General features: G+C 43.9%; 17 protein-coding genes and 1 riboswitch. Of the genes, 5 read left to right on the forward strand and 12 right to left on the reverse strand.

The genetic code is table 11. The annotated features are described in order from the left end of the window. Positions 1 to 25: 25 nt before the first annotated feature. A complete protein-coding gene (gene ribD / locus MKY14_RS12050; protein WP_340976516.1) occupies positions 26 to 1,126 on the reverse strand; it encodes a bifunctional diaminohydroxyphosphoribosylaminopyrimidine deaminase/5-amino-6-(5-phosphoribosylamino)uracil reductase RibD in 1,101 nt (366 codons plus the stop codon). Positions 1,127 to 1,344: 218 nt separating this feature from the next. Further along, positions 1,345 to 1,518, reverse strand: a riboswitch (FMN riboswitch). A gap of 188 nt (positions 1,519 to 1,706) precedes the next feature. Beyond that, positions 1,707 to 2,102 carry a large-conductance mechanosensitive channel protein MscL gene (mscL, locus tag MKY14_RS12055; RefSeq protein ID WP_076127447.1) on the reverse strand — a complete coding sequence of 132 codons (396 nt, stop codon included), beginning with the start codon at positions 2,100 to 2,102 and terminating at the stop codon, positions 1,707 to 1,709. 418 nt (positions 2,103 to 2,520) lie between these two features. On the opposite strand from mscL, the gene MKY14_RS12060 reads away from it, so the two are divergent. From MKY14_RS12060 to MKY14_RS12075, 4 genes are all read left to right on the forward strand, one after another. Next, complete coding sequence (locus MKY14_RS12060) at positions 2,521 to 3,231, forward strand: response regulator transcription factor (RefSeq protein WP_076219853.1); 711 nt, start codon at positions 2,521 to 2,523, stop codon at positions 3,229 to 3,231. After that, positions 3,228 to 4,331, forward strand: coding sequence for a sensor histidine kinase (locus MKY14_RS12065; protein ID WP_076192231.1), 1,104 nt, complete (start codon positions 3,228 to 3,230; stop codon positions 4,329 to 4,331). Before MKY14_RS12060 ends, MKY14_RS12065 begins: the two co-directional genes overlap by 4 nt. Positions 4,332 to 4,458: 127 nt before the next feature. After that, positions 4,459 to 5,838 carry an MBOAT family O-acyltransferase gene (locus MKY14_RS12070; protein ID WP_340976518.1) on the forward strand — a complete coding sequence of 460 codons (1,380 nt, stop codon included), beginning with the start codon at positions 4,459 to 4,461 and terminating at the stop codon, positions 5,836 to 5,838. Between the two features lie 14 nt (positions 5,839 to 5,852). Continuing rightward, entirely contained in the window at positions 5,853 to 7,325 is a 1,473-nt protein-coding gene (locus tag MKY14_RS12075; protein ID WP_340976519.1) for a stalk domain-containing protein, read from the forward strand. Between the two features lie 114 nt (positions 7,326 to 7,439). Here MKY14_RS12075 and MKY14_RS12080 read toward each other — a convergent pair whose 3' ends face one another. Further along, a complete protein-coding gene (locus tag MKY14_RS12080; protein WP_340976520.1) occupies positions 7,440 to 10,907 on the reverse strand; it encodes a collagen binding domain-containing protein in 3,468 nt (1,155 codons plus the stop codon). A gap of 243 nt (positions 10,908 to 11,150) precedes the next feature. On the opposite strand from MKY14_RS12080, the gene MKY14_RS12085 reads away from it, so the two are divergent. Then, complete coding sequence (locus MKY14_RS12085; RefSeq protein WP_076127434.1) at positions 11,151 to 11,906, forward strand: YwaF family protein; 756 nt, start codon at positions 11,151 to 11,153, stop codon at positions 11,904 to 11,906. Between the two features lie 54 nt (positions 11,907 to 11,960). On the opposite strand, the gene MKY14_RS12090 is transcribed toward MKY14_RS12085, so the two are convergent. The 9 genes from MKY14_RS12090 to MKY14_RS12130 all read right to left on the reverse strand — a co-directional run bounded on the left by MKY14_RS12090 (position 11,961) and on the right by MKY14_RS12130 (position 22,452). Continuing rightward, positions 11,961 to 12,392, reverse strand: a complete 432-nt coding sequence (locus MKY14_RS12090) for a peptidylprolyl isomerase (protein WP_036676135.1) — start codon at positions 12,390 to 12,392, stop codon at positions 11,961 to 11,963. A gap of 145 nt (positions 12,393 to 12,537) precedes the next feature. Then, entirely contained in the window at positions 12,538 to 13,872 is a 1,335-nt protein-coding gene (gene lysA / locus MKY14_RS12095) for a diaminopimelate decarboxylase (protein WP_076127432.1), read from the reverse strand. 126 nt (positions 13,873 to 13,998) lie between these two features. Continuing rightward, positions 13,999 to 15,699 carry a spore germination protein gene (locus tag MKY14_RS12100; protein WP_076127621.1) on the reverse strand — a complete coding sequence of 567 codons (1,701 nt, stop codon included), beginning with the start codon at positions 15,697 to 15,699 and terminating at the stop codon, positions 13,999 to 14,001. Positions 15,700 to 16,344: 645 nt separating this feature from the next. After that, entirely contained in the window at positions 16,345 to 16,770 is a 426-nt protein-coding gene (locus MKY14_RS12105; protein ID WP_036676132.1) for a stage V sporulation protein AB, read from the reverse strand. A 2-nt stretch (positions 16,771 to 16,772) separates the two neighbouring features. Continuing rightward, positions 16,773 to 17,429 (reverse strand): stage V sporulation protein AA, encoded by a 657-nt coding sequence (locus MKY14_RS12110; RefSeq protein ID WP_076127430.1) that lies wholly within the window; start codon positions 17,427 to 17,429, stop codon positions 16,773 to 16,775. A gap of 224 nt (positions 17,430 to 17,653) precedes the next feature. After that, positions 17,654 to 18,700 (reverse strand): glycoside hydrolase family 53 protein, encoded by a 1,047-nt coding sequence (locus MKY14_RS12115; RefSeq protein ID WP_340033350.1) that lies wholly within the window; start codon positions 18,698 to 18,700, stop codon positions 17,654 to 17,656. A 2-nt stretch (positions 18,701 to 18,702) separates the two neighbouring features. Further along, positions 18,703 to 19,581, reverse strand: coding sequence for a carbohydrate ABC transporter permease (locus MKY14_RS12120; protein WP_036676128.1), 879 nt, complete (start codon positions 19,579 to 19,581; stop codon positions 18,703 to 18,705). Between the two features lie 27 nt (positions 19,582 to 19,608). Beyond that, positions 19,609 to 20,499: an ABC transporter permease gene (locus MKY14_RS12125; RefSeq protein ID WP_036676126.1), complete on the reverse strand. Its 891-nt coding sequence runs from the start codon at positions 20,497 to 20,499 to the stop codon at positions 19,609 to 19,611. A 234-nt stretch (positions 20,500 to 20,733) separates the two neighbouring features. Next, the gene (locus MKY14_RS12130; protein WP_076127426.1) at positions 20,734 to 22,452 is read right to left on the reverse strand and encodes an extracellular solute-binding protein; all 1,719 of its coding nucleotides are present in this window, start codon (positions 22,450 to 22,452) and stop codon (positions 20,734 to 20,736) included. Between the last annotated feature and the right edge of the window lie 13 nt (positions 22,453 to 22,465).

Consider the following 22,465-nt stretch of genomic DNA (forward strand, 5'->3'; position numbering starts at 1 on the left):
AAATTCACTTCTTGCATAGCTTTTGTTAGCGTACCGGAGTACCGCTGATACATACATTATCTCCTAGCACTTTTACTTCCAATCCTTCAAGTGAGATCGCATCCTTCATCAGCTCTACACCCGGAAATACGAAAGTTCCTTTCGCTTCTGCACCACCGCCGACAATTTTTGGAGCGAAGAAAAGAATCACACGATCCACTAGCCCGCTCTCCAGCATCGCACCATTCAGCGTCCCCCCGCCTTCCAGTAAAATAGAGCCTATCTCCATTTCGCCAAGGGATATCATTGCCGCCTTCAGATCCACTCTTGGACCTGCTCCGCACACAACGATTTGAACGCCTGCTTCCAGCAGTGCAGCCTTTTTAGCAGGATCTGCAGCATCGGTTGTTACAATAAGTGTAGGCGCTTGACCATCACATACAACTGCCGAATCCAGAGGAATACGTAGCCCGGAATCAATGATGATCCGCGTCGGGTTAATGCCAGGCACTTCTGTTCTTGTTGTCAGAGAGGGATTATCAGCAATCACTGTATTCACACCGACCATGATACCCTGATGCCGATGCCGCAGCGTATGTACGATCTCCCGCGCTTCCCCATTCGAAATCCATTTACTGTCACCAGATTTGGTAGCTAGATTGCCATCAAGTGTACTTGCACTCTTCAGCGTAACAAAAGGTTGTTTTGTCAAAATATATTTGATAAAACGCTCATTCAATCGAAGCGCACGATCACGCAACAAACCTACTTCGACCTCAATCCCTTGATCACGCAGCATTTGAATTCCGCGCCCTGCCACCTGAGGGTTCGGGTCTTCACAAGCAACTACAACCCTAGCTACCCCTTCATCGATCAGCCTTTGGCTGCAAGGTGGAGTTTTTCCATAATGGCTGCACGGTTCTAGTGTGACATATGCCGTACTGCCCTGTGCCTGCCCAACTGCCATATTCAAGGCGTGCACCTCGGCATGCCCCGTACCTCGCTGTAAATGAGTTCCGAGTCCAATCATTGCTCCATTCTTCACCACAACGCAGCCAACAACAGGGTTAATTCCCGTCTGTCCTTGGGCACGTTCGGCCATGTCCAGTGCTAGCGACATATAAAACTCATCATTCATGTTGTCCATCTCTTCCTCCTATCCACTGCTGTCAATTCCTAAGCTAAAAAAACAGAAAAACCCATCTCATTCTCCAGGAGGAGTTCAAGATGGGTTATGCGAGAGTTCATCGGCAGTCCAAATAAAAGTGTGCTTAAACAGCCGTCAATTGACGGGTATTGTGAAATATCGCACATGATTATATGAAAACACTGCGATCCGCCAGTCCATTGCAGACAAGCGGTCAACCTCTCCTTCTTCCATCCAGACTATACTGTCGGTCCCGGAATTTCACCAGGTCCACCGTTCGCGTCAACAACGCGAGCCGGGTAGCGGACTGAGCACTGTAGATGAACTGAATAAGTTACTTCTACAACAGCATCACCGCCGGTAGGGAATTACACCCTGCCCTGAAGGATTGATCCTTTATTTAATTGAGGTTCAAGTTTTCCTTACTAACAAAATTATCACTTACACCAGCGAAATGCAAGTGCGTTTATTATATTTACTTGATATTTGTAACTAGATTATAGATTGTACTGAGTTTATAAAAGGAAACCAAGAAGCGCCAGGACAAGGACTCCTGGCGCTTCTTGGTTATATTTCAGGATTACAAACCACGTTCTTGTTGTTTCAAAAGATCACGAATTTCCGTAAGCAGCACGATATCCTCTGCAGGTGCTGGAGTCTCTACCACTTCAACTTTAACGGCTTCTTTGCGCTGAAATTTATTGGCGAGCTTGATCACCAGAAAGATGGAGAACGAAATAATAAAGAAATCCACAACCGATTGTAAAAATAGTCCGTAAGGTATTTTCAGGTCCGTAGTGACTTCAAGCACCCGGTCCTTTAAATCTATACCACCCGTAAGCAAACCTGCAATTGGCATAATAATGTCATTTACTAATGAAGTTACAATCTTTCCGAATGCAGCTCCAATAATGACCGCAACCGCTAAATCAAGAACATTTCCTTTTAAGGCAAAAGCTTTAAATTCTTTCCACATATACCAAATAACCCCCAACATATATAATTTGAAATTATTATAGCATAGTAGCTTCCTATTTCTTAAGACTTGTTAAGAAACTATTAAGTTTCCCTTTACTTTTATCTGCCACCGCTGTTAAGAAGTTTCCTGTTAAATAAAGTATAAGAATTATTTCTTACATGATAGAGCCATGGCTGAGAATGTATTATCTACAGATCAACACATGGATTGAGGTACAGCGATCAGAGCAAACTAAAAGGAAAAACCAAACTGGCATAATGCTGTGGCGGATTTGGTCTTTTATTCCACTAATTTATTAGCTGCTATACAGTATCTTTGCCTTCACTGGTCTTCAAATGAGGCTTCCAAACAAGAAAATGTTGTATACTTCTTATAGCAAGAATTGCGCTTTACAAGCAAGAAAGGACGCTGAGAAATGCACAACGCAACGCTGCTATTGGTGGACGACGAAGCCGAGATTATTAAACTAATGCAGATCTATCTGGAGAACGAGGGTTACCGGCTGTTAACTGCCAAAGACGGGCTGGAAGCACTCGAAATTATCAATAGAGAGATTATAGACCTCATGGTTCTTGATATCATGATGCCTAATATGGACGGCATTGAGGCTTGTATTAAAATTCGTGAAACGCAAAAATTTCCGATCATCATGTTATCTGCTAAAGGGCAGGAACTTGATAAAATCACCGGACTAAGCGTAGGTGCAGATGATTATGTTACGAAACCTTTTAGTCCGCTGGAGTTAGTTGCCCGTGTTAAATCCCAGCTGCGCAGAACTCGAAATTACATGGCAGATCTAAACGCCAAACAGGATGAAATCATCATTGATGGCTTGGTTATTAATTCGGTTACGCATGAAGTAAGTGTGGATGATCACCCAGTTAAGCTTACCCCGCGAGAATTTGCGATTCTAGAGCTGCTCGCCCGTAATAAGGGACAAGTCCTAAGCATGGAGCAGATCTACGCCAAAGTATGGAAAGAACAATTCCTGGAAAGCAACAATACACTTATGGTGCATATTCGTAAAATCAGAGAAAAAATAGAAGAAAATCCGCGTAAACCACAATACTTAAAAACGGTATGGGGCGTTGGCTACAAACTGGAAAAAGGAGGTCCTTCTAGTTGAACTTTAAACGATTCGATACCCTATCCTGGAAAATAGTTGGCTTCAGCTTAACGAGCCTAGCACTCACCGCTTTAATCTTAATGGGCGGCTATTATGGCACTTCACTATTGCTGTGGTTAAATCCTTCACGCTCCTTTTGGGGAGTCAGACTCATTCTCTGGGTGATCAATACCATTGGATCAACGCCAGTTGTGATTCTTATAGGGATTCCTTTATTTATTTTTTTCATCCTAAAGCTGTCCAGAAATACAACTAAGAATCTTCATAACATTACGAGCGGAGTTCAGGCCATTGCGGATGGCAATTTATCTTTCACGGTGCCGGTAACAGGTACGGATGAACTCGGAAAGCTCGCTGAAAATATGAACACTATGGCTGGCAAGCTAAAATCTGCTATAGAGGAAGAACGAGCCGCTGCAAAAGCCAAAAACGACCTAATCACAGGTGTGTCCCATGACCTCCGAACCCCACTAACCTCTGTTCTCGGATTCCTTGAATATGTGGAGAAGGATCGTTATAAAAACGAGGTTGAGCTGCGTTATTATGTGAATATTGCCTATGAGAAATCTTTGACTCTTAAAAAGCTAATCGACGATTTATTTGAATACACTCGCGTCAGCAGCAGCGGATTACCGCTAAATATTGAGCCTGTAGATCTCGGCAAGCTGCTCGAACAGCTGATTGAAGAATTTGCACCCGTACTGGAACAAGCAGATATGACCTACCGCATTCATACGGATACAGCTCCTCTGATTATCAACGGAGATGCGGACGAGCTGGTGCGATTGTATGAGAACCTATTTACCAATGCCGTAAGATACGGTAAGGAAGGGAAAATTCTAGACATTTCTGTTGTTAGAAAAGACGATAGAATAGTTGCTCTGTGTACGAATTACGGTACTCCTATCCCTGCATCCGACCTCCCCCACTTATTTAAACGCTTTTATCGTGTCGATAAATCCCGCTCCCGAGAGACAGGCGGAAGTGGCTTAGGGCTCGCCATAGCCAAGAGTATTGCAGAGCTTCACGGCGGAACCATTACAGCCAAAAGCACACGCAAACAAACTGAATTTGAAACCTCTTTCCCTGTGAGCGAATGATGCTTGCGGGGATTTTTTGTACAATCTCAACCATTAAGAAAATGATAAGAATTCATAACATAAAGCCTTAAGATCTCTGACTTATAGTGATTTCATACTAAATCTGCTATAAGTGAGGATTGTTGTTATGCTATTTAATTCGTATCCCTTTATGTTTGGTTTTCTGCCTATCGTGCTGGCCGGATATTTTATTCTGAATCGTCTTCGTCTCACACTCTGTGCTAAGGTATGGCTTACCCTCGCCTCTTTAGTTTTTTACGGGTATTGGAACATAAAATATGTTCCTCTAATCTTGTTATCCATCTTTTTTAACTATGTTATGGGCCATTTCATTCATTCCACAACAGCTAAGCGTCGCCGGCCGCTGCTAATCTTTAGCTTAAGCACAAATATTCTATTACTCAGCTATTACAAATACACGGATTTTTTTATAGAAAATTGGAATGAGGTAACCGCAAGCAACCTTTCTCTGCACCATCTTATATTGCCTTTAGGCATAAGTTTCTTTACCTTTACACAAATCGCCTACCTCGTTGATGTTTACCGGAACCAAGCGCGTGAGTACAATCTTTTGAATTACACACTATTTGTGAATTTTTTCCCGCATCTGATCTCCGGTCCTATCCTTCATCACAAGGATATGATGCCCCAATTCGATAAACTGCGAAATAAGGTTTGGAATTGGAACAACATACAGAAGGGGACCCTCTTCTTCAGCATCGGATTAGGAAAAAAAGTCATCCTAGCGGATACCCTAGCTGGTTATGCTGATAACGGTTTTGCAGCGGCAACATATTTTGTAGATTCATGGGTGGCTATCCTTTCCTATACCTTACAAATCTACTATGATTTCAGCGGCTATACCGATATGGCGATTGGAATAGCACTGCTGTTCAACATCCATCTGCCGCAAAATTTCAATGAACCCTACCGAGCCGTAAGCATCCGCGATTTCTGGAGACGCTGGCATATTACGCTCAGCCATTTTCTTAGAGATTATATCTACATTCCACTTGGCGGCAACCGGAAAAGCTTCTGGATTTCGATCCGAAATGTCATTATTACTTTTCTGCTCGGTGGTTTCTGGCACGGTGCGGGTTGGCTGTTCATCCTGTGGGGGCTCTTGCATGGAGTAGGACAAGCTGTAGAGAAATGTTGGGGACGCTGGGGCTTTTCCCTTCCCAAGTGGTTATCATGGTTGCTGACTTTCATATTTGTGAACATCACATGGGTATTTTTCCGTGCAGAACATATATCGCAGGCATTTCGTTTGTTGAAAGGGATGAGTGGACTTAACGGGGTATCTATGCAATCTATTGGATCGCTTAAATGGGCAATCATCCTGATTCTCATCTTAATGACGATCATTCTCTGGAATCCCCTTCATCTGTTGAACAAACGTAATTTTCAGTATAGCTGGAAAACAGCATTTGTGATGGCATTTATCATTATGTTCTCGCTGTTATTCTTCAACCGAATTACAACCTTTTTATACTTTAACTTCTAGAACTGTAAGGAGGAATGATGATGCTTGCATCACGGCTTCAGAATAATAACAACCCACGTAAATCCCCCGGGATTCATACTAAATCGAAACGTTTCATAGGTTATTTCCTGCTATGTTTTAGCTTGTTAGCGCTTCTAACGGCGCTGATTACTGCTTTTATCGACCCATTACAATTCTATCACCGTCCATCGTGGTATACCCCACTCTTGTCAGAAGAAGAACGTTATCAGAATCCGGGTTTAGCTAAAAATTACGACTACGACAACATTATCATCGGCACGTCTATGACAGAGAACTTTCTTCCCTCTCAAGTAGATGCCAGCTTAGGTGGGACAACCTTAAAGTTATCTATGGAAGGATCCACAGTCGATGAGCATTATAAAATTGCCAAACTTGCCTTGGAGACAGGCAAAGTAAAACAAGTGCTCTGGGGTTTGGATTATTTCTCTTTGAAACTCGCCACAGCCGAAGATGAGGAAGATTTCCCTGACTATCTGTATGACGGCAAACTATGGACCGACTACAAATACTGGTTCAATTCATCTGTATATAAACAATTTATAAGCAGCATCAAAAACAACCTGAGTGGTGAAGCTAAACAGAATTTGGAATATTTATACAACTGGGATAACAAAGTAGTGTTTGGCAAGCAATACGTTGCAGAATCTTACCTAATGGCTTGTGACAAGGAGCTGGATTACGGTACTAACGAGGAAAGCATTGAGCAAGTAAAGGGCTATTTTAATACGTATATCCGTCCTCTGCTGGAGGAATATCCCGATGTCCAGTTTTATTTCTACTACCCACCCTACAGCGTTATGCGTCAGGTCGCTTGGTCTGCCAGCAATCCCGTTCGCTTTAACAATCAGCTTGTCATGCGGCAATGGATATTCGAGCAATTTGAACAGTTTCCAAATGTGAAGCTATACGATTTCCAAGCCGAAGCGGATTGGACATTCAACCTAGACCTCTATAAGGATTTAAGCCATCATAATGGTGAGGTTAACACGTGGATAGCAGAAGCTATCGGACAGGACAATTCCAAATATCGGGTAACTTCCAGCAACATAAAGGCGCTTAATAGCTCGCTGGAATCACAGGCGGAAAGCGCCGTTATGGATAATAACGGAAAAGTTTATCGCAGCAGTGTAAAAGTAAATGGATTACCACTAGCACTTAACATCCGTTTAGTGCAAGGAAATAAAGAATTATGGCTGCCCGCCAAAGATATCGGGACAGCCCTGGGTGCATCCATAACGTGGGATGCGGCCACTAAAACTGTATCGCTTACTTCCGCCGAGAACACCGTTACTATGACTGTGGGCAGTGTCAAAGCACTCGTGAACGGGAAAGCTCTCACCATTGATGCTGCGCCGCTACTGGCAGGAGGAAAAGTTTTAGTCCCGCTAGCCTTTGTTGCGGAACAGCTCGGCTGGAATCTCTCAAGTGAAAAGGAAGGCGAATGGCTGCGGTATAACCTCAGATAACGCCGGTACACTTAAGAATCAGCCATAAAATTTCCAAAAAAAAAGCACAAAAGCACCCGGCATTTATCATGCTGGGTGCTTTTGCATAAAAATCTCAAATCACACTAATCTCGATCACTCTGTTTTACCTCTACGTCTAAATACTCGGTTCATAACAAATCCTATGGTTATCAACCCTATTCCCGACAGATACAGAGGCAAAGGACTGTTCTCACCTGTCTTCGGCAGCTGAGGAGCACCCGAAGTGCTATTGTTCACTGTACCTTTTGGTACTTCTTCATCGTCGATATCAACTTCTCCTAATGGAATTTCTTCTTCGGTAATCTCTTGCTCAGGAGTTCCCTCATCGGTTGATGTCGCGGATCCTAGATCGGCCGCATTTCCAGGACCAGCAGGAACAGCTGGATCATTAATAATTACTTCGGGTACGGGCGAGCTTGTAGACGTGGGTACCACCGAACCTCCAGATGTGCTGCTTGTAGGGATGGGTGTAGGTGCAGCAGTCGCTTCTGGTGATGGAGAAACCGTCGGTGCTGGCGTTGTTGATGGTGCAGGTGTTACGGTTGGTTCTGGTGTTGTTGTTGGAGCATCGGTTGGTTCTGGCGTTACCGTAGGCGTGGGCTCCACTGCTTTTTGATTCGTAATCACCAGTTGAATCGCTGACGAGGAACGAATCTCCACTGGATGCTCGGATGTATCGAGCACGTAACCATTTGGAGCTGCTGTCTCCACCAATACATAGCTACCCAGCCATATTTTATTAAATGTAGCTGTACCCTCTGCATCTGTAGTTAGACTGTTAATCAGTACACGTTCCGTGCCATTTAGTCGATACAATGCAAAAGTCGCATCACCAAGCGCCTTTATGTTATCTTCAGCATCTAGCTTCTTAATATTGAGAGTGCCTCTTCCCCCGCTGCCTGTGCCAGAACCGCTGGAGACCCCGACAATAATTTCTTTAGAGGTTTCTTTACTTATTTCGCTGCCGTTAAAACCACTGAAATGTACAGTATTTATTACTTTGTCTCCAGTGTTAGCCACAATCAGGGATTGATATTCGAGAATGTAAGCCCTGCTGATTTCATAGGCAAAGCTTAACTCAAAGGATTGTTTTCCATCGGCATCCGTTGTGATAACAACGCTATAATCAATACCCTGAATCAGTTCAGGACCGCTTTTCGTGATATCTCCGTTCACAGCTACAGCCGTAGGATACAGATGGAATGAATTCTGCAGCAAAATTTGATTAGCACTAGGAGTATCTTTGATTAATGCATCCTTTATTGTGGACTGCCCCCGGTTAATTTGCAGGCTCCAGTCAATTTTATCCCCGTTTTGTGTACCGTCCTTCAGCACATAATCCTCTCCAAAAGGAATTTTTACGGAGGCGGTCAAATCTTTGGAAACCACTTTTGCTCCATCATAGAGATTAGCTTTATTATCAACAGTAGTGCCTATTATTTGCCCTTCAAGACTTGTATTAAATTCAATGTAGAAAGCGGAGTTAATCTTATCTGTAAAAATAACGTTTAATTCATTATCGCTATTTACGCTATAGCTATATTTATTAGGATTCACTTCTGTACCCTTGGTAGGCTCACCATTCTTTGCAATATTCATAGTGTAAACTTTTAGTGAACCCGGAACCAAGGTCTGGCCTGATTTTAAAATATCAACAAGCGCCGGAGCTTCGAGGGTTTTGCCGTTATAATTGGCGCCTATCGTCCAAATAATTTTTTTAGTTGAAGCATCGTAGGCTCCCCCTTTAAATCCATTGCTTTTCGCCTCAGGTCTAGGAATGAATAACCCTTCTGCTTCTATCGTGCGTAAGGCTTCAGTAGTGTCCATCCAGTCTAACCGAACTTTGTTATTGAAATTTTCAGTTTTAGCCCAAATCCAATCCTTGTTAAATTCTGTAGAATAGCTAATCGTATAAAGACCAGATATCGGTGAATTAAACACTACCTTGAAGCCTTTATTAGGCTCGACAGGTGAGTTGTACACTAGATCATAGTTATTTGGATTTAAAACATTCCCATTCAGATTTCTAATCACCAGTGATTCTGGAATAAACTTTAGGCCGCCAAATGGGAAGGATTCGGTAACTGTAACATGGCTCATCGGGTAATTATCACTATTCAATGTGACCTTCCAACCCAATGTTTTATTCTGATAATCTACGGTTGATAAAGTCTTATAAAGAATGGAAGACCGGATTAATCGGGTAGCCTGATCACTATACGTACTATCAGATACTGTATTAGTTATGGTGGCATCCTCAAACACGCGTTTTATCGCTTTTGTCTTATATTCGATTCGATATGGTGAAGTAACATCGTGTGCAAATTGCAATACAAATCCAGACTTATGAACGTCTGACGTGGAAACAACCGTGTAGTCAACATCCTTTGTCAAAACCTTGCCTAACGTTGCACCACCGGAAGAATCCAGCTGCACAGCATATACTTTTAGCGAATCGGTTACCAGCTCTTGAGAATCATCGAACAAATCTGTTAACACAGCGTTTCCTTGCGGGATATTCTTTTCATTGTAGTTATATTCAATTGCCCAGGAAATGATCTGTTTGCCCCCATCATAGCTCGTAGAATACTTTTTCAAGCTTCCTCCACGTTCTACATTTACTGTGGCAGTCGAGCTGGCAGGCTCTTGCCCATTTCCTGAAAAAGTTGCAGTATTGGTGAAGCTTAGCTGATGGTCATTAGTAATCCCTGTGGAATATACAATACGGTAAGCCTCTTTAATCACAGGCTCCGTAAAACGGACAATCAATGACCCTCCGGAGAGCTCTGCAGAGTATTTGCTTGTGTCGAGCAATGCTCCTTCCGTTACTGAACCATCCAATTGAATGCTCAGTTGATACACGCTCACTGTGACTGGAGTATTTAATGATAAGCCTGAAGGGATGGGGTCCGTCACAATGGCATTCCCCACGGCTTCCAAAGACTTATTGACATCAACAGTCCATAATATTTGGTTCGCATTGAAGCCTTCGGGAATACCTCTCTTCTCTATAGTCGATCCAACACTGGGTTTAAAATTAACTGTCACTGTCTGAATACCGCCGCTCACGGGAAATAAAATATTCTGTATAGTACTGCCCGAGATTTGCTGTTTATCGAATTTAGTATTTAACCGCAGCGTTCCCTGCACGTCATCATGCGTTTCTATGTAGTCATTAAAAGTCATTATCACTTCATGTGAAATTTGCCTGACTTCAAAGCTCCCTACATCTCCATCCTCAGAGACCAACGGTCCGTTAAAATCATTAAATAACTGGAACTGTTCTGGAAGCTGAAAAGTAAAAGTGTCACCTTGCTTGTAATTATGATTTTTAGGAAGAGACCAATTATAATCCAAGGTAACATTAGCATCTCGTTCGTATACGCTGTTCGTGACCGTGATTCCATCTGGCCCGTAAACAGCCATTGAAACACTGGTGATGATATTTCTTTCGTCATCAATCGCAGCCGCTTTTACTTGCGGAGCAAATCCGATGCCATAGGCATATTGGGCCACAAGCATCAAAATAATGACCATTACACTTATTTTTTTCTTAAACATGTTCCTGTTGCCTCCATTTTCTTGTTCTAATTGTTTTCCACCCCTGCATGTTCAAAAGCTTCATATGTAATTCCGCGCCCTACGCCCCATCTTATGTTAATATAATGAAAAGTCTTCCTTATGTGGTGGAGTTGACAGAACATATACATATATACCCATTTTATGGATATCTAGAATCAAGATTATTAAAATTCTCAAACTTTATTTTTGATGGATGTTTTCACGTTCAAAGGAGGTTCGTCTATGCAGCTTTCATCTTTTTTTGATCGCCAGCACGCGGAGGATTTCATCATGTTCTCATCTTCGCATTGGGTTGCGCTGTCTATCATTACGTTAAGTTGTCTACTGCTCTATGGGTTACGGTTTGAAATTCGTACAGATTCAAGACTTCGGCAAAGCGTGCGTTTGCTGCTAATCATACTACTTGTAGTCTCAGAAGCCGGGCTGCAAATGTGGTACATCTCTCAGAACATCTGGCGCTCCAGCTCCTCATTACCGTTCGAGCTCTGTGGAATCACTCTACTGCTGTCTATTATCATGTTAATTTCACGCAGTCGAACCCTTTATTCCTTTCTCTACTTTGCCGGGATCGGCGGAGCATTTATTGCGTTGCTCACCCCTAACCTAGTTTATCCGTTCCCTCATTTCCGCTTTCTCCTGTTTTTTATAGCTCATGGTTCTATTATTCTCGCGTCTCTTTACATGACCTGGATTGAGGGCTACAAGCCGACTTGGAGATCTTTACTCATCACCATGCTCGGCCTCAATATTGTGGCTGCCTGCATCTGGACTGCTAATTACTTCCTAGGCTCAAACTACATGTTCCTATCCCAGAAACCTAGTACCTATTCCGTATTGGATTATTTTGGACCTTATCCTTATTACCTGCTTGTTGAAGAGCTGTTTGCCTTCACTGTGTTTCTAGCTATGTATTTGATATTCTTCTGGCTGCCAGAGCGGCGCAATTCACGGCGTAGACAGGTTAGGCGGATTCTTTAACAACACAAAAAAGCCAGCCCCGATATTCGGAGACTGGCTTTTAACTATTAAATCTTAAGCTTCGATGATTTCTACCGAAGTCATTTTGTCGCGTCCTTTGAAAGCATCAACAAGATCCATGCCTTCTACTACTTTACCAAACACAGTGTGTACTCCATCCAAGTGTGGTTGTGGAGCGTAGCAGATGTAGAACTGGCTTCCGCCTGTGTTCTTACCTGCATGTGCCATTGCAAGTGTTCCGCGTTCATGTTTGTTTGGGTTAATTTCGCAGTTGATTGTGTAACCTGGGCCGCCAGAGCCAGTTCCGTTAGGACATCCGCCTTGAGCAACGAAACCAGGGATAACACGGTGGAATGTCAATCCGTTGTAGAAACCTTCTTTTGCCAGCTTTTCAAAGTTGGCTACAGTGTTAGGTGCATCTTGATCGAACAAGTCCAGCAGCACTACGCCGCCATTTTCTAGAGTGATTTTCGCTTGCTTTGCCATATGTAAATGACCCCTTTCAAAATTAACAAATTTAGAATACCTCAATTATATTACTATGAAACCACGCACAAAGCAAAGCAAGCAGGAGACTTTCCTGCTTGCTCTATATGCTGCTCAACTTTACCCACCTTACAGCAGCAGGCTATTACTTAGCAACAACTGTCTGTTTGGCGATACGCTCTGGTACAATATCGTTGGCAATAAGATCCGTATAGCTTTCACGACGCACTACAAGATCGCTTTGTCCGTTCTGTACGAATACTAAAGCCGGACGGCGAAGACGGTTATAGTTGCTGGCCATGGAGTAATTATACGCACCTGTGCAGGCTACAGCCAACAAATCGCCGCTTTCAGCCTTCGGCAGCTCTACATCCCAGATCAACATATCTCCGCTCTCGCAGCATTTACCAGCGATGGAGACAGTCTCAGTTGCGTCTTCGTTAGCACGGTTAGCAAGCAATGCCTCGTATTTAGACTGATACAAAGCAGGGCGTGGATTGTCGGTCATTCCACCATCAACAGCAACGTACTTACGCACGCCAGGAATGTCCTTGTTGGATCCTACAGTGTACAATGTAGTACCTGCATCTCCAACAATACTACGGCCCGGCTCCACCCAAATTTCCGGCAAAGCACTATAAATTCCAACAAAATGAGTCTTCACTGCATCCGTAATCGCTGCAACATATTCAGAAACATGTAATGGGGTATCTCCCTCGACATAACGAATGCCGAAACCTCCGCCAAGATTGACTACACGGAAGTCCACTTCCAAGCCTTCTTTAACACTGCGGGCAAAAGTTGCCACACGCTCAACAGCTAGCTGGAAACCATCGGTTTCAAAGATCTGCGAACCAATATGGGAATGCACACCAAGCAGCGTGATATTCTTTTTGCTGACTGCTGCTTTCACTGCTTCATAGGCCGATCCATTACCGATATCAAAGCCGAATTTGGAATCTGTCTGGCCCGTTGCGGTATATTCATGAGTATGCGCTTCTACACCTGGTGTCACCCGCAATAAGATGTTCACATTAACTTCTTTACGTGCGGCAATGGACTGCAAAAGGTTAAGCTCTACCAGATTATCGACTACAAAGCAGCCGATTTTGGCATCAATCGCCATTTCGATCTCTTCAGATGTCTTATTGTTGCCATGAAAATGAATACGTTCTGCCGGGAAGCCAGCTTGCAAAGCTGTATATAGTTCGCCGTCAGATACAACATCCAGTGACAAACCTTCTTCATCAGCCAAACGAACCATTGCCATTACTGAAAACGCCTTGCTTGCGTAAGCTACTTGGAAACCAAGGCCGGAGGCTTTAAAAGCATCCATATATTCCCGGCAACGTTGTCTAACCAATTGCTCGTCCAATATATATAGCGGGGTTCCATATTCCGCTTTCAATTCAGTTACATCACATCCGCCGATCTCCAAATGCCCAGCATCGTTAATGCGGCTAGTACCGTGTAGAAACATTCTTTAGTCCTCCAATTTCTGTGGAATATCAAGGTTCCACCCTGTCTTAGTGTATTCAGTATAACAGACAGTGGGAACTCCATTGAATGGACTAATTTGCAGTAGTTTTGTATTTTCCTACGATTGTTATTCATTCTCTTGAGATGGCGGCATTCTGGTATTGTCTCTGGTTTTGTTAAAAGACGGTCTTTCCTTCGAACTTAAAACCGGTTTTCGCAATAGAATTTCACTCATTGCCTTTGCATTAAAAGGTATAAACGGCCACATATATGAGGAGTTATAGGACCGATGAGTCGTTAAGAAGATAGTCAGTAACGTCGTGCCAATCATAAAGCCTGGTACCTGGAACGCCGCTACAGCAATTAATAACACAAGCCTGACTATACGATTCGCCAGACCCAGCTCATAACTCGGAGTCGCAAACATACCGATTGAGGCTACCGCCATATACAGTACTACTTCGTTTACAAACAGACCGCTCTGCACCGCTATATCACCAATCAATATGGCTGCAATCAGACCCATCGCTGAGCCTAAAGGTGTTGGGGTATGCACGGCGGCCATCCGCAGTAAATCAACCCCAAGCTCTACAATCAGAAACTGAGCGAGAATAGGAATTCTCGCTGTCTTTTGCGGCCCGATAAAATCCAGCATAGCAGGCTTTAACTCAGGATGGATAACAAGCAGCATCCATAATGGGAGCAGGAACATGGAAGCGAAGATGCCGATGAAACGGACCCACCGCAGATATGTCCCCATAAAAGGAGTCTGGCGATTCTCCTCCGCATGCTGGCAAAGATCAAAAAAGGTAGTCGGAAGAACAATTACAATGGGCGAGGTATCCACGAATAATATGACCCGTCCCTCTAATAAATTGGAGGCTACAACGTCAGGGCGTTCAGAATAACGCACCATAGGATAAGGGTTCCACCCTCCGCCGATAATCGCTTCCTCCAATTGCTTATCCGCCAGTGGAATACCATCGATATCGATGCTGTTGATTTTATCGATGACTGACGTTACTTGCGTTTTATCAACGATATCATCAATGTAAGCCACACAGACATCTGTCCGTGTCCGCCGTCCTACTTGAAACATTTCAAGCTTCAGCCCCGGATCACGTATCCGTCTTCTTACAAGTGAAATATTACTAAGCAGGGTTTCTGTAAAACCATCGCGCGCACCACGCACCACCCGATCAATCGAGGGTTCATCAGGACTTCGCATGGGGTAAGATCTAGTATCCATTAGGATAACTTTGTTCTCACCCTCAATAAATAGTGCGCTCATTCCTTTTAATACTTTATCGAAACATTCACTTAATACACTACCCTCTTCAACTTGAATATGAGGGATGTATTCGTTCATAAAGCTACCTAATACACCTGCGGACAAATTTTCTGAAGAAAGGTAGGTTAGTCGTTTCAGAATTTCATCCGTTACATCTTCGTTGGTGAATCCGCTTAAGCAGAGTAAAGCTGTCTTATGTCCCCCAAAGGACATTTCTCTAAACGTCACATCAAAACTTGTTCCCAGCCCCATCACTTCGGTCAGCGTGTTTTTTGTTTCTTGTAGAGAACCTGGGATATGATCATTGCCTTGCCAATAAATAACGGATTCCTTTAATGAGTTAGAATGCTCACTATCGCGTTTGTTTTGTAGCTTATCTTTACTTTTGTTCTGAGACTGCTGCTGCGCCTGCTTTTTTGAAGGCTTCGGTTGAGCTTGAGACTCCTCCCCAGTACCAGCATCGTTACCTGTTCCGCCTGCTGCCTGAGCATTCTGATCCTGTGCCTCATCATCTGATTCTGAATCCTCTGAATCCATACCAAATAACCTGGCAAAAAAACCTTTACTCGGCTCACTTGGCTCCTGATTGCCGAGCTCATCCGATGCTTCTGCATCCTGCTGCTCTGTTCCCTGCTCCGCAGTCGCTTGTGCATCCTGTTGCTCTGTTCCCTGCTCCGCAGTCGCTTGTGCATCCTGTTGCTCTGTTCCCTGCTTCGCAGTCGCATCCACATCTTGCTGCCCTGTTCCCTGCTCTGCAGTCGCTTCTGCATCCTGCTGCCCTGTTCCCTGCTCCGCAGTCGCTTCTGCATCCTGCTGCTCTGTTCCCTGCTCCGCAGTCGCTTCTGCATCCTGCTGCTCTGTTCCCTGCTCCGCAGTGGCATCTGCATCCTGCTGCTCTGTTCCCTGCTCCGCAGTCACTTCTGCATCCTGCTGCTCAGTACCTAATTCGGCTGATGCCTCTGCATCCTGCTGGTCCTGGCTAGTTTCAGATGTTGTAGAATTTCCCGCTGAATCTTCACTTTCACCGATAGCTGAAGCGCCCTCAGGATCTGTGTGATCTGCAACTAGATCCTCTGCAGTTGTCTTCATTGCTGCAGCAGCTGCAGCATTATCTTCCAGATGGTCATCTTCCGGTGCAGAATCACCGCTGTGTATAAACTTGCTCATTTCCTAACCCCCTGTTTACTGTCGGTATACAAACCAGTCGAACAAAGAACCCGCAACCTTCCCACTCACCATCGCCATTAACAGACCGAATAGATAATGTGTCATATTTAAGCGTTTAGCGAGTATCGGCAGCACATTTAATACCTCGGTCAATGCTGCAGCGAGCATCCCGACAAAAATCCCATCAAATAGTCCTACACCAAGTTCAACTAGAGGACCTGAGGTAATTTTCCAATTCCAAAAATCACTAACAGTACCTACTAAAGATCCACCAACCATTGCGCCTTCATACCAATGAACTTTATCGTAAGAAGAGGTTAATTGCGCCAGACGCGGCACCATATCCAGCACAACAAATAGAGCGATCACTCCACCGCCTACAGCAATACCACCCGCAATGCCCAGCAGCAAATTTAGTCCCAGTGCTATAGGTGCCGTCATCTTCAGTCCTCCCTATTCTCAGATTGGTTTTCACTGCGGCGCCTCATCTTGCTGTATTCCTCATTGATGACATATTGGTCGATGTTCTTCTGATACAGATACATTTCCACTTCCAGCGGAGTAGGCTCCTCATTCCACTTCTTTTTAAATAAATGGTTGAAAAAAATGACCATCCCAAACCCGATGCCCAGAGAATAAGCAATCTGAAATATATAGGGATGCTCATCCCGATGACCCGTTAGCATCTCCACAATTCGAATTTGTACCTCCAGCATATTTACATCAGCATGAAAGTTCATAATCGTCAGAGCAGACCCAAAGAAAAGCAGCAGCCACACTAAAACAAACATCGCCACCGAAGGTTTCCGTCTCTCCACCTGACTCTCAATCTGCACAATCGTCCTCCCTTCACCGATCGGTTCAATGTCCGCATTCGGTATAAGTTCATATATCCGGGGGATAACCATCAACAGATCAATCAAAATCAGATTGCCGTCACTTTGCTCCGGCTTCATTAAGAGAATTGTCTCCAACGACTCTTTCAGCTCAGGCTCCGCTATCAAAAAAGCAATATCACCCAACGTGACACCTTTACCCTTGGGAACCATCACCCGATTTTTAAGCTGTATATAGATGGTGGGAGCAGAATGTTGTTTCATCCGCATTCCTCCTAAAGGTTATGGTGAAGCTCAGGTCCAAGATAACGGTAGTATGGGAGTAAAGCCTTATTTTTACTCTTGCTGCTCTGAATCAATTTCTTGAAATACTGAAATGTTGCTTGTTTATAGGTATCAGGAAAGGCTAACCCTTCTTCTGGAAATTAAAAAGAAGACAGCTCAAGGTAATTACCTTAAGCTGTCTTCTTGTTTCAATCCTAAATACGTCAGAATTCGAGCGAATCCAATTTCCCTCCCGCAAAATCAAACAGGGTCAGATTGGACCATCCATTCTCATGTCCCACGGACCATTCCTTTTGCGAAGGAACCCAGGCTGGCTCCCAATAATAAAACCCGATACCTTTACCGTTAGGTATATTCTCAATTACACTAATAAAATCTTTCATATACTTAGTCTGTCCCTCTACTGTAGCCGGATAACCTTCATGCAGCTGCTTTTCCTCACTTACTATTAAGGGGAAACCTTCAGGTGCATTCAGCGTCCAAGGATAAGCTGTTTCAACAACAATAATATCCTTATTGTACCGCACCGCCAATTCATTCAGGTTAGATCGCAAGTCATCCAGCGTGCCGTGCCACCAAGAATAAAAAGATAATCCGATCACATCAAAATTTACGCCATGCTCGAAAAACCGATCATAAAAGTTACGGCTGGCTGGATGATCAGCACCACGGTCAATATGGATCATGACGGACAAATCAGAAGCAACAGCTTTTGCGCCCGCTATTCCTGCTTGAACCAGTGTAATGAACTGTTCCCACTGCTCCGTAGTATCCCACTCACCATCCACCTTGCCTTCATTCCATAACATGCCTGGAGTAATCTCATTACCGATCTGCACCATGTCGGGCATAGTGCCTTGAGATTGCAAAAGCTCAAGAACCTCACGAGTATACTCATACACGGCTGATGTTAAACCCGTAAAATCAAGGTTCTCCCAAGCTTTTGGCTTCGATTGATTAGCAGGATCTGCCCATTTATCCGAATAATGAAAATCCAGCAGAAAGTTAAGTCCTGCTTCTTTAATTCGCTTAGCCATAATCAGCGTACGTTCTAGATTGCAGAAGCCGCCCGGAGGATCATTCCAAATCCGCAGCCGGATGGCATTCACGCCATTGTCTTTCAGAATGTAGAGCAAATCCTCAGCGTTCTCAACGGACTCTTCAGCACCGCTGTAATACGCTCCTCCACCCTGCTCAATTTCATCCAGAAACGAGATATCCATTCCATTGATAAATGTGGTTGTCATCATTGCTACTCCTTTACAGAACCAAGTGTCATCCCTTTAACAAAATATTTTTGCAGGAAAGGATATACGATCAAAATTGGAGCGGCTCCGATAAATATTTGCGCGGCTCTCACCGTCGTCTGCGAGATCAGCTCCATTTCCTTTGGATTGATGCTCATGGAGCTCATATCCCGTTGAATGATAACCGTCTGCAGGAATGTCGCCAGTGGAAATTGCTTGGAATTATTCAAATACAATAGTCCATCGAACCAGGAGTTCCAATGGAATACCATGCTGAACAAGGCAATCGTAGCGATCGACGGCAGAGAAATCGGCAAGTAAATACTGAACAACGTACGGAAATGTCCGGCTCCGTCTATTAGCGAGGCCTCCTCCAGATCTTTTGGAATACCACGGAAGAAGTTCAGCATCAGAATCACCAAGAACGTATTTACCGCACCTGGCAGAACAAGTACCCAGAAGGAATCCATCAAACCAATCTTTTGAATCACAATGTAAAATGGAATCAATCCGCCGTTGAACACCATACTGAAAACGAACAACCAAGAGTAAACATTACGGCCCTTGAAGGCTGAGTTTTCTTTGGATAACGGATAGGCTGCCAAAAAAGTAATTAAAAGTGTAAGTCCAGTCCCGAGTATGGTTCTTTGAACAGATACCCAGATGGAGTGTAGAAAGATTGGATTGTTTATTGTCTTTTTATAAGCTTCCAGAGAGAACTGCTTTGGCCATAATCCTACCAAATTGGCATCCGCTGCCGACTTCGCGCTAAAGGATACAGCCAGCACGTGAATCAAAGGTACAATACACATCAGTGCGAGCAGGATTAGAAAGCAAGTATTAAACACGTTGAATATACGATAACCTCTTGTTTTGTAATACATAAGTTGTCTCCCTCTTCCTTTGGTAGATTAGAAAATGCGATATCCTGCCCACTTCTTAGCCAAACTGTACGAGACGAGAATTAGGATCATACTAATGGCCGACTTAAACAGTCCGATTGCCGTACCAAAGCCCATCTCACCATTCAGAATAGCCGTGCGGTACACGAAGGTATCAATAATATCGCCTTTCTGATAGACCAGTGGATTGTAGAGGTTAAAAATCTGGTCAAACCCTGCGTTCAATACATTTCCGAGAGCCAAGGTACCTACCACTACAACCATTGGCAATAGAGATGGCATTGTGATAAAACGTGTCTGCTTCCAGCGGTTAGCGCCGTCTATTTCAGCAGCTTCATATAATGATGGATTGATTCCTGCTAGAGCAGCTAAGAAAACGATCGTATTATAACCAAATTCCTTCCACACATCTGTGAGAATAACTGTGAACCGGAACCAGTTGTTATCGCCTAAGAAAAAGATTGGTTTGAAGCCCATGCTGCCTAAGATCTGATTGACAAAACCATCTGTAGCAAGCAAATCCAGCAAGATCCCGCCGAGAATAACCCAAGATAAAAAGTGAGGCAAGTATACCAGTGTCTGAATAGTACGCTGTATGTATACCTTGCGAATCTCATTTAACAAAATGGCGAATACAAACGGTACAGCCAGATTGAAAATCATTTTTAGAACAGCAATAATCAATGTATTCCAAATGACCTGCATACTGTCATTACGTTCAAATAGATAACGGAAATTGTCCAATCCAACCCATGCCGAGCCTGAAATTTTAAGCCATGGCTTATAATCCTGAAATGCCATCACAATTCCGCCCATTGGAATAAAGCTGAAGATGATCAGGAATATCATCGCCGGCAATAACATCAAGTGAAAAGGCCATGTTTTTTTTAGTGTTCTCATCCTTGGTCCCCCATATCGTGTCAAGTTCTTCTGTAACCATACTCAAATTATAGCAACGCCCGAATTCCTCAAATAGCGGGCAAAACCAATATATATGGTACAAAAGCAATCTCTTTATCACATTGAAAAAAGAAGACTTCAAACGCAAACAGGGACCCTCCCTAAAGCCTAATGCTACGGCTGAAGAGACGGTCCCGTTTACTGCTTTTTACCTAGTCAAACTAAATCCAAACCTTATTTTACGCTGTCATACCATTCGTTAACTTCTTTAGTGATTTGATCGCCACCACCTGATTTCCAGGTTGCTACAAAGGAATCAAATGCATCCAGCGGTTTGTTGCCATAGATAATTTCATTAAACGTTTGGTTCTCAATTTTGTTCAGATAGTCCATCTTCGATTTCATAGTTTCGGTCGTAGGACCTGTGAACATATTCTTAAAGGATTTATCCTCTTGCGCCAGCAGAACTTTGGCAGCCGCAGGGGTATCTTTACCATAATTCACAGCTACGTCCTTCTCCAGACGGGTTGTTGGCTCTGCGCCATCTGCCAGGTTAAGGAGTGCTTTCATTTGGGCATCCGGGATCCGGGCACCGTCACGAACCAGCATATAACGAACACTATTCACATAACCGCCAGCAATTTTATCATTTTCGATCATCTTGCCGTTCGCGTCTAGCTCATAGTCATATCCTGCAAAAAGACCGTTATCCAGTTCACTGCCTGGCGTTGGATTAGCAAAGTTATCGAACAGATAGTTTTGATAAGTAAAGAAGGCTTCTGGATTTTTCATTTTCGTGCTGATCAAAGTTACACCGTTAGTGAATTGTGTGCCATGACGCATAACCTTTCCATCTGGACCCGCTGGAATTTCAATTGGAGCCCATACTGCATCTGGAGAGTTCTTCACGGTATCCTGAAGCGGCCAGCCGCTCATCCAGTAAGGACCCGGGAGAATCCCTGCTGTACCTGCAACTGCTGGTTCGGCAGTTTTGTTCTCATCCCAAAGAGCTGCTTCCTGAGGAATATAACCTTTCGCCAACCATTCCTTCAGTTTTTCAAGCCCTTGCTTCATGCCAGCATTTACTGAGCCGTATTCTAGTTTACCATCAGCATCTAGATTCCATTGCTGTGGCAAGGTTCCGTAAGCACCAAAGATCCAAGATGGATCGCCCATCCAAGTGTTCATCGTTGTTTTGAAGCCGATACTAAGTGGAGTTACCTTGTCTGGTGCCAAACCATCAGGGTTCTGATTCTTGAACGCATCCATCACTTTTTCCAGCTCATCGATCGTCTTAGGGGCTTGCATATTCAGCTTATCCAGCCAATCTTGGCGGATCCACAGAATGTAATCATGGTTATATGCATAATCGAGAACAGGCAGGCCCATTCTTTTGCCATCACGGCTGTATTGGTTCCAAACGTTAGGATCCTGTGCCATCGCTTCTTTCCAAGTATCTGAAGCATATTTATCAAACAAAGTTCCTACATCTGCATACATGCCGGAATCGATCAAATCCTGTGCAATCGTGTTGTCGGCTGTACCGATGGTTACCACATCAGGCATGTCCTGACCTGAAGACATGGATAAACGCAGCTTCGTACCAAATGCGCCGTTCGTATCTGTGATGGACCAAAGGGACTTAATGTTGATGCCGAATTTTTCTTTAGCCCATTTTGTAGCCACGTTATTCTCAATGCTTTCACCGTTTTTGAATTTAAGCTCAGGGTCCACGCCCCATGCGGTTGTAAATGTCACCTCAGGATCGTATTTATCCTTGTAGGCGTTTTCAGAATTGGAAGCTGTATTTGCAGTCGCTTCACCAGCTGCTTTATCTCCAGCAGTGTCTTTACTGTTAGCAGCGTTATTGCCTGAACAGCCCGCAAGGCTACCCGCCAAAAGCATGCTCATGCACAGGAGCGGCAGCCATCTTTTTCTCTTCATCGCGCTCATTTTGTTCCCCCTT

This window comes from Paenibacillus sp. FSL R5-0887 (genome assembly GCF_038002305.1).
Taxonomy (GTDB): Bacteria; Bacillota; Bacilli; order Paenibacillales; family Paenibacillaceae; genus Paenibacillus_AQ; species Paenibacillus_AQ odorifer.

Bases quoted from the DNA above. Each gene is read 5' to 3' on its own strand.
- ribD (WP_340976516.1), bottom strand. From the start codon at position 1,126: ATGGACAACATGAATGATGAGTTTTATATGTCGCTAGCACTGGACATG.
- mscL (WP_076127447.1), bottom strand. From the start codon at position 2,102: ATGTGGAAAGAATTTAAAGCTTTTGCCTTAAAAGGAAATGTTCTTGAT.
- MKY14_RS12060 (WP_076219853.1), top strand. From the start codon at position 2,521: ATGCACAACGCAACGCTGCTATTGGTGGACGACGAAGCCGAGATTATT.
- MKY14_RS12070 (WP_340976518.1), top strand. From the start codon at position 4,459: ATGCTATTTAATTCGTATCCCTTTATGTTTGGTTTTCTGCCTATCGTG.
- MKY14_RS12075 (WP_340976519.1), top strand. From the start codon at position 5,853: ATGATGATGCTTGCATCACGGCTTCAGAATAATAACAACCCACGTAAA.
- MKY14_RS12080 (WP_340976520.1), bottom strand. From the start codon at position 10,907: ATGTTTAAGAAAAAAATAAGTGTAATGGTCATTATTTTGATGCTTGTG.
- MKY14_RS12085 (WP_076127434.1), top strand. From the start codon at position 11,151: ATGCAGCTTTCATCTTTTTTTGATCGCCAGCACGCGGAGGATTTCATC.
- MKY14_RS12090 (WP_036676135.1), bottom strand. From the start codon at position 12,392: ATGGCAAAGCAAGCGAAAATCACTCTAGAAAATGGCGGCGTAGTGCTG.
- lysA (WP_076127432.1), bottom strand. From the start codon at position 13,872: ATGTTTCTACACGGTACTAGCCGCATTAACGATGCTGGGCATTTGGAG.
- MKY14_RS12100 (WP_076127621.1), bottom strand. From the start codon at position 15,699: ATGGATTCAGAGGATTCAGAATCAGATGATGAGGCACAGGATCAGAAT.
- MKY14_RS12105 (WP_036676132.1), bottom strand. From the start codon at position 16,770: ATGACGGCACCTATAGCACTGGGACTAAATTTGCTGCTGGGCATTGCG.
- MKY14_RS12110 (WP_076127430.1), bottom strand. From the start codon at position 17,429: ATGAAACAACATTCTGCTCCCACCATCTATATACAGCTTAAAAATCGG.
- MKY14_RS12115 (WP_340033350.1), bottom strand. From the start codon at position 18,700: ATGATGACAACCACATTTATCAATGGAATGGATATCTCGTTTCTGGAT.
- MKY14_RS12120 (WP_036676128.1), bottom strand. From the start codon at position 19,581: ATGTATTACAAAACAAGAGGTTATCGTATATTCAACGTGTTTAATACT.
- MKY14_RS12125 (WP_036676126.1), bottom strand. From the start codon at position 20,499: ATGAGAACACTAAAAAAAACATGGCCTTTTCACTTGATGTTATTGCCG.
- MKY14_RS12130 (WP_076127426.1), bottom strand. From the start codon at position 22,452: ATGAGCGCGATGAAGAGAAAAAGATGGCTGCCGCTCCTGTGCATGAGC.